At 68.0% G+C, this 13,947-nt stretch carries 10 protein-coding genes; 4 read left to right on the forward strand and 6 right to left on the reverse strand.

The window, feature by feature from the left end; genetic code table 11:
• Positions 1–80 precede the first annotated feature (80 nt).
• From ACE3TE_RS11925 to ACE3TE_RS11935, 3 genes are all read left to right on the forward strand, one after another.
• Positions 81–1,409, forward strand: coding sequence for a DNA recombination protein RmuC (locus tag ACE3TE_RS11925; RefSeq protein ID WP_374605253.1), 1,329 nt, complete (start codon positions 81–83; stop codon positions 1,407–1,409).
• Positions 1,410–1,497: 88 nt separating this feature from the next.
• On the forward strand, positions 1,498–3,033 hold the full coding sequence (locus tag ACE3TE_RS11930; protein WP_374605255.1) for an alanine/glycine:cation symporter family protein: 1,536 nt from the start codon (positions 1,498–1,500) through the stop codon (positions 3,031–3,033).
• Between the two features lie 242 nt (positions 3,034–3,275).
• Complete coding sequence (locus tag ACE3TE_RS11935) at positions 3,276–4,319, forward strand: diguanylate cyclase (RefSeq protein WP_374605257.1); 1,044 nt, start codon at positions 3,276–3,278, stop codon at positions 4,317–4,319.
• 28 nt (positions 4,320–4,347) lie between these two features.
• Here ACE3TE_RS11935 and ACE3TE_RS11940 read toward each other — a convergent pair whose 3' ends face one another.
• The 3 genes from ACE3TE_RS11940 to nhaC are packed head-to-tail and all read right to left on the reverse strand — an operon-like array spanning position 4,348 to position 9,080.
• Positions 4,348–6,195 carry an ABC transporter ATP-binding protein gene (locus ACE3TE_RS11940; protein ID WP_374605259.1) on the reverse strand — a complete coding sequence of 616 codons (1,848 nt, stop codon included), beginning with the start codon at positions 6,193–6,195 and terminating at the stop codon, positions 4,348–4,350.
• 11 nt (positions 6,196–6,206) lie between these two features.
• Complete coding sequence (locus ACE3TE_RS11945; RefSeq protein ID WP_374605261.1) at positions 6,207–7,562, reverse strand: sodium-dependent transporter; 1,356 nt, start codon at positions 7,560–7,562, stop codon at positions 6,207–6,209.
• A gap of 30 nt (positions 7,563–7,592) precedes the next feature.
• Complete coding sequence (gene nhaC / locus ACE3TE_RS11950) at positions 7,593–9,080, reverse strand: Na+/H+ antiporter NhaC (RefSeq protein WP_374605263.1); 1,488 nt, start codon at positions 9,078–9,080, stop codon at positions 7,593–7,595.
• Between the two features lie 96 nt (positions 9,081–9,176).
• Here nhaC and ACE3TE_RS11955 point away from each other — a divergent pair, with 96 nt between their 5' ends.
• Positions 9,177–9,761 (forward strand): NUDIX hydrolase, encoded by a 585-nt coding sequence (locus ACE3TE_RS11955; RefSeq protein ID WP_374605265.1) that lies wholly within the window; start codon positions 9,177–9,179, stop codon positions 9,759–9,761.
• Positions 9,762–9,799: 38 nt separating this feature from the next.
• On the opposite strand, the gene yeiP is transcribed toward ACE3TE_RS11955, so the two are convergent.
• From yeiP to ACE3TE_RS11970, 3 genes are all read right to left on the reverse strand, one after another.
• Entirely contained in the window at positions 9,800–10,363 is a 564-nt protein-coding gene (gene yeiP, locus ACE3TE_RS11960; RefSeq protein WP_374605267.1) for an elongation factor P-like protein YeiP, read from the reverse strand.
• Between the two features lie 16 nt (positions 10,364–10,379).
• Positions 10,380–11,147 carry an SDR family NAD(P)-dependent oxidoreductase gene (locus ACE3TE_RS11965; protein ID WP_374605269.1) on the reverse strand — a complete coding sequence of 256 codons (768 nt, stop codon included), beginning with the start codon at positions 11,145–11,147 and terminating at the stop codon, positions 10,380–10,382.
• Between the two features lie 129 nt (positions 11,148–11,276).
• Entirely contained in the window at positions 11,277–13,808 is a 2,532-nt protein-coding gene (locus tag ACE3TE_RS11970) for an EAL domain-containing protein (protein ID WP_374605271.1), read from the reverse strand.
• Between the last annotated feature and the right edge of the window lie 139 nt (positions 13,809–13,947).

The raw sequence follows: 13,947 nt of genomic DNA on the forward strand, positions 1-13,947 counted from the left end.
GACCGTCCGCCGGCCGTCTCGGCCGGTGAGACACCCCGGAGGCTAGAATCCCCGGCATCGTCTGATGCCGGGGTTTTCTTTTGTCCGCAACGCAGCTCGTTTTCCTGCTTATTGGCGCGCTCGCCGGCGCGGTGCTGGGTTTCCTGCTGGTTTCGGCCGGTGCCCGGCGCCAGCGCGAGGCCCAGCAGGCCGAACACCGCGACTTCCAGGCCCGGCTCGAGGCCGAGCTGCGCGAAACCCGCGCCGCCCGCGAAGCCAGCGACGCCCGGGCCGCCGGCGCCGAAACCCGCGCCGCGGCGCTCGAAGCGCGCCTGCAGGCCGAACAGGCGGCCGCCCAACAGCGTTACCAGGACCTCGAAGGCGCCCGCGAACGCCTCAAGTCCGAATTCCAGGCCCTGGCCGCGGAGATCCTGGAGGACAAGTCGCGCCGCTTCGGCGAACAGAACGCCAGCCAGCTGGGCCAGCTGCTCAATCCGCTGCGCGAGCAGCTGGTGGACTTCCGCAAGGTCGTGTCCGACACCTACGAGAAGGAGGGCCGCGAGCGCGTCACGCTGCAGGCCGAACTCAAGCAGCTGCTCGAACTCAACCGCCAGCTCAGCGACGAGGCCGGCAGCCTCACGCGCGCCCTGACCGCCGACAACCGCACCCAGGGCTACTGGGGCGAACTCAAGCTCGAACGCCTGCTCGAAAGCGCCGGGCTCGAGAAGGGCCAACAGTACCTCACGCAGGAAAGCTTCAAGGACGAACACGGCGACCGCTACCGGCCCGATGCCCTGCTGTTGCTGCCCGAAGACCGGCAGATCGTCATCGACGCCAAGGTGGCCCTGCTCGACTACCAGCGTGCCTGCGGCACCGAGGACGCCGACGAGCGCGAACGCCATCTGGGCCAGCACACCGCGGCGCTGAAGAACCATGTGCGCGAGCTCGGCGACAAGGATTACAGCCGGCTGCACGGGCTCACCAGCCCCGACCTGGTGCTGATGTTCGTGCCGGTCGAGGCGGCGTTCCTGGAAGCCCTGCGCCGGGACGCGTCGCTTTACGACTACGCCTTCGCCCGCAAGATCATCCTGGTCGGGCCCAGCAACCTGCTGGCCTCGCTGCGGCTGGTGGCCCAGATCTGGCGCACCGAAGCCCAGACCCGCAACGCCAAGGCCATCGCCGACCGCGGCGCCGCGCTGTACGACAAGTTCGTCGGCTTCACCGAGGACCTGGGCCGGGTGGGCGAGCACCTCGAACGCGCCCAGAAGGCCCAGCACGACGCCGTCCGCAAGCTCGCCCAGGGTCCCGGCAACCTGGTGCGCCAGGCCGAGATGCTGCGCCAGCTGGGCGTGGCCCCCTCCAAGAAGCTGCCGGCGGCCCTGCTGGACGCCTCGGCGCCGGATGAGGGCGCAGGCCCGGGCGACGAGTAAGCCCCGTAGAACCTTCTTCACGCCGGCCTGTGGGCATCGGGGCGCCGCTCGGGTTAGGCTGCGCGCTGGCTTGGGAGGAGCTGCAACAATGCTGAAACGCCTTTTGATGGTCGCCCTGGTATGGCTGGCCGTGGGATCCGTGGCCGTCGCGCAGGAGGCCGTCGAGGGATCGGTCGCCGAACCGACCCTGGCAGAAAAGATCGACGGGGCCGTGCGCCCGGTCGCCGATGCCGTTTCCGGCGGCATCTTCTACTCGGTGCCGATCGGCGGCGTCGAATTCCCGCTGATCGTGGGCTGGCTGATCCTGGCCGGCTTCATCTTCACGCTGTACTTCGGCTTCATCAACGTGCGCGGCTTCAAGCACGGCTTCGACCTGATCCGGGGCAAGTACAGCGACCCGAAATCCAAGGAGGCCGGCGAAGTCAGCCACTTCCGCGCGCTTACCTCGGCTGTGTCCGGCACGGTGGGCCTGGGCAACATCGCCGGCGTCGCCGTGGCGATCACCATCGGTGGTCCGGGCGCGACCTTCTGGATGGTGCTGGCCGGCCTGCTGGGCATGAGCACCAAGTTCGTCGAGTGCACGCTGGGCGTGATGTACCGGCTGGAGAAGCCGGACGGCACGATTTCCGGCGGCCCGATGTACTACCTCAGCCGCGGCATCACTGAAAACTATCCGAGCCTGCGCCATTTCGGCAGCGCGCTGGCGATCATCTTCGCCCTGTGCGCGATGATGGGCGCGATCGGCGCAGGCGCGATGTTCCAGGCCAACCAGGCCTACGCGCAGATCGAAAACGTCACCGGCGGCATGACCAATGGCAGCCTGTGGTTCGGCCTGCTGTACGCGGTGCTGGGCGGCGTGGTGGTCATCGGCGGCATCACCCGCATCGGCTCGGTGACGGCGCGCCTGGTGCCGGGCATGGCGGCGCTGTACATCATTGGCGCGCTGTTCGTGATCTTCGCGAATATCGGCCAGGTGCCGGCGGCGTTCGGAGCGATCATCGACGGTGCCTTCACCGCCGAGGGCGTGACCGGCGGCGTGATCGGCGCGCTGATCCAGGGCTTCCGCCGCGCGGCGTTCTCCAACGAGGCCGGCCTGGGATCGGCGGCGATCGCCCACTCGGCGGTCAAGACCAGGGAGCCGCTGACCGAAGGCTTCGTCGCCCTCTGGGAACCGTTCATCGACACGGTGGTGATCTGCACGATGACCGCGCTGGTGATCATCATCACCAACCAGCACGTGGTCGGCGGCGCCGACGGCGTGCAGCTGACTTCGAACGCGTTCGCGACCATCGGTGACTGGACGCCGTACGCGCTGGCCGTGGTCGTGCTGCTGTTCGCATTCTCAACCACGATCACCTGGGCCTACTACGGTGCCAAGGCCTGCAGCTTCCTGTTCAATGAATCGAAGGTGGCGCTGTACGGCTTCAAGTTCTTCTACCTGGCCATGGCCGTGGTGGGTTGCACCATGCCGCTGGGCAGCATCGTCGACATCGCCGATGCGCTGCTGTTCATCATGGCCATTCCGAACCTGATCGGCGTCTACCTGCTGATGCCGGTGGTCAAGAAGCACTTCGACTCTTACTGGGCGCGCCTGAAGTCCGGCGAGATCCAGAAGGTCGCCTGACCCCGCCGCCACCGTGGGAGGGACTTCAGTCCCGAAGGAACGGCCCGCGAAAGCGGGCCGTTTCCGTGATGGGCTCTCCAGTCTGCGTGGCCGCTAACAACATATACAGGTTAAAGCGGCAATATTGGCCACCGAGGGACGTATCCTGCGCCCGACCAGTACTCGGACCCCGGGTGGAGTTTGTAGTGACGAAGGTCTTGGACCTGCTAGGAAGTCGGGACCAGCGGCGTCGGCTGCGGCTGGTGCAGTGGCTCATCGCCAGCCTGGTCTATGTCGGCATCGCGATCCTCCTGGTCGCCGGGGTCGGCCAGGGCTGGATGGACACCACGGCCCTTGCCTGGTGGCTGGGCTTCGTCGCGCTGGTGCTGCTGGCCGGCTACATCGCGCTGCGAAGCGGCTGGACGGAACGATTCCGCGACCCGTCCGTCTCCGTGTGGCAGCTGTCGATGGGCGTGCTGGCGGTGACCTGGGGTTACCTGATCTGCGGGCCGATGAGGACCTCGGCACTCTTCCCGCTGATGGTGATCTTCGCCTTCGGAGCCTTCGCCTTGCGCTGGCGCCAGATCGCATTCCTCACGGCGCTGGCGCTGGCCTGCCTGGTCGCCGCGATCGTCATCCGCAGCCGCTACCCGCAGTGGCTGCCGGTCCAGGGCGAGATCACGCCCCTGCGGCTCGACATCAACAACCTGCTGATGCTGGCCGTGGTCCTGCCCGCGCTTGCGGTCATTGCCGCACGGCTTTCGGGGCTGCGGCAGAAGCTGCGCGACCAGCGACAAGCCCTGGCGCATGCGCTGTCAGAAGTCCAGCGGCTCGCCACCACCGACGAGCTCACCGGAATCGCGAACCGCCGATCGATGCAGGTGCTGGTCGATCGCAGCGTGGCGCTGTCCTCGCGACAGCTCACGCCATTCAGCGTCGCGATCCTCGACATCGACCACTTCAAGGCGGTCAACGACGAGCTCGGGCACGCCGCGGGGGACGAGGCGCTCAGGGCCTTCGCGCGCCTGGCCGGCGCAACGCTCCGGAACACCGACACGCTCGGCCGCTGGGGCGGCGAGGAGTTCCTGCTGGTGTTGCCGGGCGGGCCCGGCGGCGTCGGCGCGGTGCTGGAACGCATACGCGAAGCCGTCAGGAACGACTGCCTGGACGCCCGTCCGCTGACGTTCTCCGCAGGCCTCGCCCATCACCGGCCCGGCGAGAGCGCCGACGCGCTGCTGGCGCGGGCCGACCTCGCGCTCTACGAGGCCAAGGGTGCGGGCCGGAATCGGGACGTCGCGGCGGACTGATCGCCCCGCCACGCGCTTTGGGGGTGGTTCAGCGGTATCCCTGCGCCTGCAGCTTGAACAGGTGCGCGTAATGGCCGTCCTGCGCCATCAGGGCCTCGTGGCTGCCGCGTTCGATGATGCGGCCCTCCTGGATGACGATGATCTGGTCGGCCATGCGCACGGTGGAGAAACGATGCGAGATCAGGATGGCGATGCGGTTGGTGGTCAGCTTGCGGAAGTGCTCGAAGATCGTGGCTTCCGCCTCCGCGTCCATCGCGGCGGTGGGCTCGTCCAGCACCAGGATGTCGGCGTTGGAGCGCATGAAGGCGCGGGCGAGCGCGATCTTCTGCCACTGTCCGCCGGAGAGTTCGCGGCCGTCGCGGAACCACTTTCCCAGCTGCGTATCGAAGCCTTCCGGCAGCGCCTCGATGAAGGGCGTGGCCATGCCCCGGTCGGCGGCCTCCTGCCAGCGTTGCCGGTCCTCGAACTGCCCGACGTCGCCGACGCCGATGTTTTCGCCGACGCGCATCTGGTAACGGGCGAAGTCCTGGAAGATCACGCCGATGCGCTGGCGCAGCGTGGCTTCGTCCCATTCCCGAAGATCGCGGCCGTCGAGCAGGATCCGGCCGTGGTCGGGGTCGTACAGGCGCGTGAGCAGCTTGATCAGCGTGGTCTTGCCGGAGCCGTTCTGGCCAACCAGGGCCAGTGACTCACCGGGACGGATGTGCAGGTCGATGCCCTGCAGTGCGGGTTCTTCAGCGCCGGGGTAGGTGAAGGAGACATCCTGGAACCGGATGCCGTCGTCGGGATCATGACCATTGCGCGCTGAGCCCGTCGAGGCAGGCACCGGCGTGTCGAGATAGTCGTAGAGGGTGGAGAGGTAGAGATTGTCCTCGTACATGCCGCCGATCGCCGACAGGATCGCCGCCACCGCCGACTGCCCCTGGCGGAAGAGCATGAAATACATCGTCATCTGGCCCAGCGTGATGCGGCCGGCCACGGTGGTCAGCGCGATCCAGCCATAGGCGGCATACAGGGTCAGGGTACCGATCAGGCCGAGCACGAATCCCCAGCCATCGCGGCGGATTGCCAGCTTCCGGTCTTCGCGATACAGCGTCTGGAAGATGCCGCGGTAGCGATCGAGCAGCAGCGGCCCGAGGCCGTAGAGCTTGACCTCCTTGGCGTGGTCCTCGCGCGCCAGCACCGTTTCCAGGTACATCTGCATGCGCGTTTCCGGGGAGCGCCAACGGAACAGGCGGAAGGCATCGCCGGAGAACTTGGTTTCGGCCAGGAACGCGGGCAGCCCGGCGAGCAGCAGCACCGCCACGGCCCACGGCGAGAACTGCGCCAGCAGCACGCCGTAGCTGACCAGGGAGATGCCGTTCTGGGCCAGGCCGAACGTGCGCGTCACCAGCGACAGCGGGCGGCTCGAGGCCTCGCGCCGGGCCCGGGTCAGCTTGTCGTAGAACTCCGAGTCCTCGAAGTGCGCCAGCTGCAGGGTCAGCGCCTTTTCCAGGATCATCACGTTCACGCGCTGGCCCAGCTGCGCCCGCAGCAGCGACTGGCACAGCGAGATGCCGCGCTGCGCGCCGGCCACGCCCATCACCAGCACCGCTTCGAGCGCGATCAGCCAGAACACCGGCGCCATCGCCACGGCCTCACCCGCCGCCGCCGCGCGGCTGGCATCTACGACGGCATCGACGATCAGCGCGCCGACGTAGGCGATGCCCGCCGGGAGCAGGCCGCCGACCACCGTCAGCAGGCCCAGCCAGAGCGTCAGGCCCCGGCTGGTGCTCCAGACCAGTTCCAGCGCCCGCCCGCTGAAGCGGAACACGCCCAGGAAGCTTCGGGTGAAGTCGCCGTTGTCGGTGCTGGAGGTGGTGTCCGGGTGTGCCAAGCGGTGTCCGTTCAGCCCAGAAGCTTGGCCGCCAGCACGATCAGCACCAGCACCGGGGCGATGATGCAGATCAGGAAGCGCCAGGCCTGGAAGCCGAAATCGCCCAGGTGCGAGAGCTGCTCGCGGGTGATCTTGCGGCTGAGCACGTAGCCCGCGAAGAGCGCGATCAGCAGGCCGCCGACCGGCAGCATGATGTCGGAGGCGACGAACTCGATGGCGCCCTGCAGGTCACGGCCGAAGACGCGCACGTTCTGCCAGACGTTGAAGCCCAGCGCCGTCACCAGGCCGATGGCCCAGATCACCAGGGCCGCGATGATCGCCGAGGTCTTTCGCGACATCTTGCCCATCTCGACCAGGAAGGCCGTCGGCGGCTCGAGCAGCGAAATCGACGAGGTCCAGGCAGCCACGAACAGCAGGCCGAAGAAGGCCACCGCGTAAAGAATGCCGAACGGCATGTCGTTGAAGGCCAGCGGCAGCGAGGTGAATATCAGGCCCGGGCCGCCGCCCGCCGGGTCCAGGCCGAAGGCGAACAGGACCGGGAAGATCGCCAGGCCCGCCAGCAGGGCCACCGCCGTGTCCATGCCCGCCACCGTCACCGCGACGCGCGGGATCGAGATGCTGCGGGGCAGGTAGGCGCCGTAGGTCATGATGCCGCACATGCCCAGGCTCAAGGAGAAGAAGGCCTGGCCGAGCGCGGCCAGCAGGGTGTCGCCGGTGACTTCGCTGAAGTCCGGCTTGAACAGGAATTCGAAGGCCTGGCCGACCTTGCCGGTGCTGATGCCATAGGCCAGCAGGCCCAGGAGGATCAGGAACAGCAGCGGCATCAGGAACTTCACCGCGCGCTCGAGGCCCTTCTCGACGCCCATGGCCACCACGCCCACCGTCACCAGCATGAACACGCTGTGCCAGAACACCAGGGTGGCCGGGCTGGCAAGCATCGCGCCGAAGGTCGCGCCCGGGTCGGTGATCGGCGCGCCGCCGAACAGCTGCGCGACATACAGCCACACGTAGTGGAGGGTCCAGCCGCCCACCACGCTGTAGAAGCTCAGGATCGCGACCGCGGCGAGCATGCCGATCCAGCCAATCACCGTCCAGCCGCCGCTATGGCCGCCTTCCCGCGTCAGCTTGCGCAGCGTGTTCACCGGGCTCATGCGGCCTTCGCGGCCCATCAGGATCTCGGCGGCCATGATCGGCAGGCCGACCAGCAGGATGCAGCCCAGGTAGATCAGCACGAAGGCGCCGCCGCCGTTGTCCGAGGCCAGGTAGGGGAAGCGCCAGATGTTGCCTAGGCCCACCGCCGAGCCGCTGGCCGCAAGGATGAAGGCCAGGCGCGAGGACCACATGCCGTGGATTGAATTGTTGTCCATCGAATTCGTTTTCCGGAGTGAAAGGGTGGATCAGCCTTCGCGGCGATGCTGGATCGCCACCGTCGGGCTGGTCTTGAGGATCTTGAAGCCGACGTAGGCGAGGATACCGGCCAGCACGGGGTTGACCAGGTTGAACAGCGCATACGGCAGGTAGTCGAGCGTGGCGACGCCGAGCGTGGCGGCCATGTACGCGCCGCAGGTGTTCCAGGGGATCAGCGGCGAGGTGATGGTGCCGGCGTCCTCGAGCGCGCGCGAGAGGTTTTCCGGGGCCAGGCCGCGCTTTTCGTATTCGCTCTTGTAGATGCGGCCGGGCAGCACGATCGCCAGGTACTGGTCGGCGGCGAGAACGTTGGTGCCGAAGGCCGTCACCAGCGTGGCGATGATCAGCGAACCGGTGGAGCGCGCCATCTTCAGCACGCTGCGGATCAGCCTTTCGAGCAGGCCCACCTTGTCCATCACTGCGCCGAAGGTCATTGCGCAGATGATCAGCCAGACTGTATTGAGCATGCTGACCATGCCGCCGCGGTTGAGCAGGTCATCGACGGCGGCGTTGCCGCTTTCGCCCTTGTAACCGTCGAAAAGCGCCGTCCAGGCGCCCGAGAGCAGGGCCATCGGCCGCGAAAGCGTCTCGTTGCCCGCCAGCGCGACAACCAGATCGGGCTGGAAGATCACCGCGAAAACGGCGCCGAGCAGGGCGCCGATGAAGATGGTCGGGAAGGCCGGGAAACGCCGGATCGCCAGCACGAACACCACGACCAGCGGGATAAGCAGGTGCGGTCCCAGCGCGAACTGCTTCTGCAGTTCACCCGACAGGTCACCGAATCCCACCGCGGCATCGCCGGCTTCGCTGCCCATGCTCAGGAAGGCGAAACCGACCAGGGCAATGGCCAGGCTGGGCAGGGTGGTCCAGGTCATGTGCCGGACGTGGGCGAACAGCTCGCCGCCGGCCGCCGCCGGCGCCAGGTTGGTGGTGTCGGAGAGCGGCGACATCTTGTCGCCGAAGTAGGCGCCGGAAATGATCGCGCCGGCGGTGATCGCCACGTCCAGGCCCAGGCCCTGGGCGACGCCGATCAGGGCCACGCCGAGCGTGCCGGCCACCGTCCAGGAACTGCCGATGGTGATCGCGACGATCGCGCAGACCAGGCACACGGCCGGGTAGAAGAAAGACGGGTGCAGCACGGCCAGGCCGTACTGGATCATCGTCGGTACCGCGCCGGACAGGATCCAGGTGCCGATCAGCGCACCCACCGCCAGCAGGATCAGGATGGCGGTGCCGGAGATGGCGATGCCGTTGATGATCGACTCCTGGATGTCGTCCCAGCGCATGCCGTTGCGCAGGCCCACGAGGGCGGCGACGCCGGCTGCCAGCAGCAGCGAAATCTGGTTGGCGCCGTAGGACGAGTTGTCCGCGTAGAGGTACACCGCCAGCGGCAGCAGGATGAACAGCACCAGCAGCGGCAGCAGGGCCTGCAGCAGGCTCGGTTCGCGGCCCGGGTGGGCCGGCGAGGAATCGGACATGAACACTCTCTCCCCAGAGGTATCGGCCGAGTTTACCCGAGCGGGCGGGGCGCTGTGGGTAGACTGGCGGCCCGTTCACGCCGCCCCAGGAGCCCCATGCGACCCGTTTTCGAGCTTGCCGCCGCCCTGGCCGACTACCGCCGGCGATTTCCCGGGGAAGCGGCCACGGTGGATCTTTTCGAGGCCTTGCTCGCGGATCCGGGCCCGGTCTATGAACGACGGCGCCTGGCCGGGCATTTCACCGGTTCGGCCTGGCTGGTGGACGGGTCCGGCCAGCGTGTGCTGCTGACCCACCATCGCAAGCTGGGCCGCTGGCTGCAGCTGGGCGGACATGCCGACGGCGATGCCGACCTGGCGGCGGTGGCCCTGAAGGAAGCCGAAGAAGAGTCGGGATTAAGCGATCTGGTGGTCGAGCCCGCCATCTTCGACCTGGACCGGCACGCCATCCCGGCCCGGGGCGAAGAACCGGAACACTGGCACTACGACGTGCGCTTCGTCGTGCGGGCGACGGGCAGCGAGCAGTTCGCGGTGGGCGAGGAGTCGCTGGACCTGGCGTGGAAGCCGATCAGCGGGATCGCGGCCGATCCGTCGGCCGACGACTCATTGCGGCGCATGGCCGCGAAGTGGCTGGTAATGGGGACGGGTGCAATTTGCCCCGAGGGTCTGTCGGGCGACCGATAAGCCGGTGGCAAATTGCACCCGTCCCCTCGCCCGCGCCCTCAGGCCCGCCCGCCGAACTCGCCGGTCGTCGTGCTGACCAGGATCTTCTCGCCGTTGGAGATGTACTCCGGCACCATGATCTCGATGCCGGTGTTGAGCTTGGCCGGCTTCGGGCGCTTGGTGGCGGTGCCGCCCTTGAGCTCCGGCGGGGTGTCCACGACTTCAAGCACCACGCTCGGCGGCAGCTGCACGGCCACCGGCGCGTCCTCGATCAGCTGCACGTAGCAGCCTTCCAGGCCGTCGGTGATGTAGCCCGCGTCGTCGCCGATGACATCGGCGTCGAGCTGGTAGGGCGTGTAGTCCTCGGCATCGAGGAACACGAAAGCTTCGCCGTCCTTGTAGCTGAAGGTGCTGGCGCGGCGGCTGAGCTCGACTTCGCGCAGTTCGTCGTCGCCGCCGACGCTGAGGTCGAACTTCACGCCGCCCGGCACGCTGTACATGGTGAAGCGGAACTTGACGTTGCCGCCGCGACCCTGCGGCGAGCTGCGCTCGATGTCGCGGATCTGGTAGACGGTGCCGTTGTGTTCGACGACGTTGCCTTTCTTGATGTCGGAAGCTTTCATGGGTTTTCCGGGTGGGTTATTTCGGGGCCAGGCGCACGGCGCCGTCGAGGCGGATGGTTTCGCCGTTGAGGTAGCGGTTGCCGAGGATGTAGGCGACCAGGTCGGCGAATTCTTCCGGCCGGCCCAGGCGCGACGGGAAGGGGATCGACGCCGACAGCGACTGCTGCACGGCCTCGGGCATGCCGTCGACCATCGGGGTCCAGAAGATGCCCGGCGCCACGGTGTTCACGCGGATGCCGAAGCGCGCCAGCTCGCGGGCCATCGGCAGGGTCATGCCGACCACGCCGCCCTTGGACGCCGAATACGCGGCCTGGCCGATCTGGCCCTCGTACGCGGCGACCGAAGCGGTGTTGACGATCACGCCGCGTTCGCCTTCCTCGGCCTCGTTGTGCTGCATCAGGTCAGCCGCGGCCTTGGCCACGTTGAAGCTGCCGACCAGGTTCACCATCACCGTGGTCGCGAAGTTCTTCAGGGGCATCGGCGCTTCCTTGCCCAGCACGCGGCCGGCGCCGAGGATGCCGGCGCAGTTCACCGCCACGTTGAGCCCGCCCATGAAGGCCTTCGCCGCGGCCACGTTGGCGGCGACCTGGGCTTCGTCGGTGACGTCGGTGCGCCAGTAGGCGGCGTTGTCGACGCCCAGTTCGGCCACGGCGTCGGCGCCCTTGGTGTCGTTGATGTCCAGCAGCGCGACCTTGGCGCCGCCGCCGACCAGGTGCCTGGCCACGGCCAGGCCCAGGCCGGAAACGCCGCCGGTGATGACGGCGCGGGTGTCTTGGATCTTCATGCGGGAACCCCGGGTTGATGCGTAATCCGGCAATTTTACCCGGTTGCAGACCCCATGTAGGAGCGCCTTCAGGCGCGAATTTCTTCTTGGCCGAAGGCCAAGGCAAAAGATTCGCGCCTGAAGGCGCTCCTACAGGGATGTTTGGCGCAGGTAGGCGAGGAAGCCGTCCGGGTCCATCGGCGGGCTGAACAGGAAACCCTGGCCGGTGCGTACGCCCAGGCCCAGCAGGAAGTCGCGCTGCATGCTGCTTTCCACGCCCTCGGCGACCAGGTCCAGGCCCAGGGCCTGGGCGATGCCGGCCACCGCCTGGCAGATCGCGGCGTCGGACTCATTGCCGGGCACGCCCTGCAGGAAGCCCTGGGCCAGCTTCAGGCCGTGGATCGGCAGGCGGCGCAGGTAGTTGAGCGCGCTGTAGCCTTCGCCGAAATCGTCGATCGTCAGCACGACGCCCAGCTTGCGCAGGCCTTCGAAGGTCCTGAGCGTGTCGGGGGCGTCTTCGATCAGCACGCGCTCGGTGAATTCGAGTTCAAGCAGCTCGCCGGGCAGGTCGTTTTCCTGCAGGCATTGCGCGACCAGCGGCACCAGGTCCTCGGTGAGGAACTGGCGATAGGAAACGTTGACCGCCATGCGCGCCGGGGCCAGCCCCGCCTTGCGCCAGTCGGCCATCTGCCGGCAGGCCGACTGGATCACCCAGGCGCCGATGCGCACGATGTCGCCGGTGGTTTCTGCGTGGTTGATGAACAGCTCGGGGCTGAGTTCGCCCAGCGCCGGGTTGCGCCAGCGGATCAGCGCCTCGGCCGAACGCACGCGGCCATCGGCCAGGTTCACCAGCGGCTGGAACTCCAGCCGGAACTCCTCGTTCTCCAGCGCCCGCCGCAGCTGCGCTTCCACCTGCACGCGGTCGTGCTGCTGCCGGGCCAGCTCCGGCGTGAATGTCTGCCAGGTGTTGCGGCCGCGGCGCTTGGCGTCGTACATGGCCGCGTCGGCGTTGTTCACCAGCTGCTGCACCGTCGCCCCATGTTCGGGATAACGCGCCAGGCCGACGCTGGTGGTGATGGTGAATTCCTCGCCGGCGTAGCGGAAGCTGTCGCCGAAGGCGCGGGTGATGCGTGCGGCCAGGGCCTCGGCCGCGCCCGGGTCATCGCGGGTATCGGCCAGTACCAGGAACTCGTCGCCGCCGAAACGCGCCAGGACATCGTTGTCGCCGGTGCAGCCCTCCAGGCGGCGCGCCGCGTTCACCAGCAGCTGGTCGCCGGCGGCGTGGCCGAGCAGGTCGTTGACCAGCTTGAAGCGGTCGAGGTCGATGTAGACGACGGTGAGGCCGCCTTCGCCTTCCATCACCCGCCGCTCGAGTTCGGTCAGGGCGCCGTCGCGGTTGAACAGGCCGGTCAGGGCGTCGGTGCGTGCCTGGCTGCGCAGGGCTTCCTCGATCTGCCGGCGCTGGGTGATGTCCTGCAGGATGCCGGTGATGCGCGCGGTCATCGGCGCCCGGCCTTCGGACTGGCCGATCAGGCGGGCCCAGTGGGTGCGGCCGTCCGGGCGGCGCAGCTGGATTTCCATGTCGAAGGCGCCGCCGTCGCGCAGCACGCTCTGCAGGGCTTCCTCAACCCGCGGGCGGTCCGCGGTGACGACCTGGGCGAGGGCGTCATCGAGCGATCGCGGCGGGTCCTCGCGGCGACCGATGATGCGCAGCGCCTCGTCGGTGAGGTAGAGCCGCTCGCGGCCGCCGTCCCATTCCCAGCCGCCGATGCGGGCCAGGGCCTGGGTTCGCAGGAACAGGGCGCTGTCACGCTTGAGGTCGGTGACGTCCGAGAACAGCGAGATCACCCGTGACGGCGTGCTTTCACCGGCGCGGAACTGCGGCACCGAGGTCGCCGACAGCCAGGTCAGCTGCTTGCGGCCGGTGTGGTAGACGCCCATCAGGGTGGATTCGATGATCCGGCCGGTACGCGCGGCCCGCATCGACGGCATTTCACCGAAGCGAAGCGGCCAGCCGCGGTGGTCGACCACCATCCAGTCCTGCCAGCGCAGGCTGTTGTTGATGCTCTGGTCTTCCGGCAAGCCGAGGATGCGCATTGCGGCGGCGTTGGCGGACAGCACGGTGCCGTCCTTGTCCTGCACCAGCACGCCCTTGTCCATCACCGACAGCAGGGTGTTGAGGTTTTCTTCGGCTTCGCGCCGGCCGGTGAGGTCGCGGGCAACGGCGATGACGAACTGGTGCGGGCCGTCGACGAACCGCGCCGAATGCACTTCGACCGGAAACCGGCTGCCGTCGGCGCGCTTGTTGTAGACCTCAACCACGTGGGTGCGCTTGCGGGCCAGGGTTTCGAGCACCGGCGCCATGTGGTCCGGGGGCAGGTCGGGGTTGATGACGTGCACCAGCTTGCCGACGATCTGGTCGCGCGGCAGGCCGTAGGCCAGCTCGCCGGCCGTGTTGAGGTCGACGATGCGGCCGTCGGCGTCGATCAGGCTGACCGGGTCGGGAACGGCATTGAAGAGCTTCTGGTAGCGCAGGCTGGCGCTGTCGGCCTCGCGCCGCAGCTCGTGCAGCATCGCCAGCAGTTCGGAAAGCAGGACCGGGTCCTCGCAGCCCCGGCCTTCGGCCAGCAGGGCCTCGAGCTGGGCCAGCATCGCTTCGTCGTCGTGCCTGCCTTCATCCATGCGTCGCGACCCGCAGCCCTCGAAGCGTTGAAGCCGGAGAATACACTGCCGGGCGCAGTGCACACCCCTGTAGGAGCGGCTTCAGCCGCGAAGCTTTTCGGGCACCCGGTGCGTTCACAAAAGCTTCGCGGCTGAAGCC

Origin of the sequence: Arenimonas sp. (assembly GCF_041919775.1) — a bacterium.
In the GTDB taxonomy this organism is placed as follows: Bacteria; Pseudomonadota; Gammaproteobacteria; order Xanthomonadales; family Xanthomonadaceae; genus Arenimonas.

Coding starts and splice junctions, on each gene's coding strand:
- ACE3TE_RS11955 (WP_374605265.1), top strand. CDS start 9,177: ATGCGACCCGTTTTCGAGCTTGCCGCCGCCCTGGCCGACTACCGCCGG.
- ACE3TE_RS11930 (WP_374605255.1), top strand. CDS start 1,498: ATGCTGAAACGCCTTTTGATGGTCGCCCTGGTATGGCTGGCCGTGGGA.
- ACE3TE_RS11945 (WP_374605261.1), bottom strand. CDS start 7,562: ATGGACAACAATTCAATCCACGGCATGTGGTCCTCGCGCCTGGCCTTC.
- yeiP (WP_374605267.1), bottom strand. CDS start 10,363: ATGAAAGCTTCCGACATCAAGAAAGGCAACGTCGTCGAACACAACGGC.
- ACE3TE_RS11965 (WP_374605269.1), bottom strand. CDS start 11,147: ATGAAGATCCAAGACACCCGCGCCGTCATCACCGGCGGCGTTTCCGGC.
- ACE3TE_RS11970 (WP_374605271.1), bottom strand. CDS start 13,808: ATGGATGAAGGCAGGCACGACGACGAAGCGATGCTGGCCCAGCTCGAG.
- nhaC (WP_374605263.1), bottom strand. CDS start 9,080: ATGTCCGATTCCTCGCCGGCCCACCCGGGCCGCGAACCGAGCCTGCTG.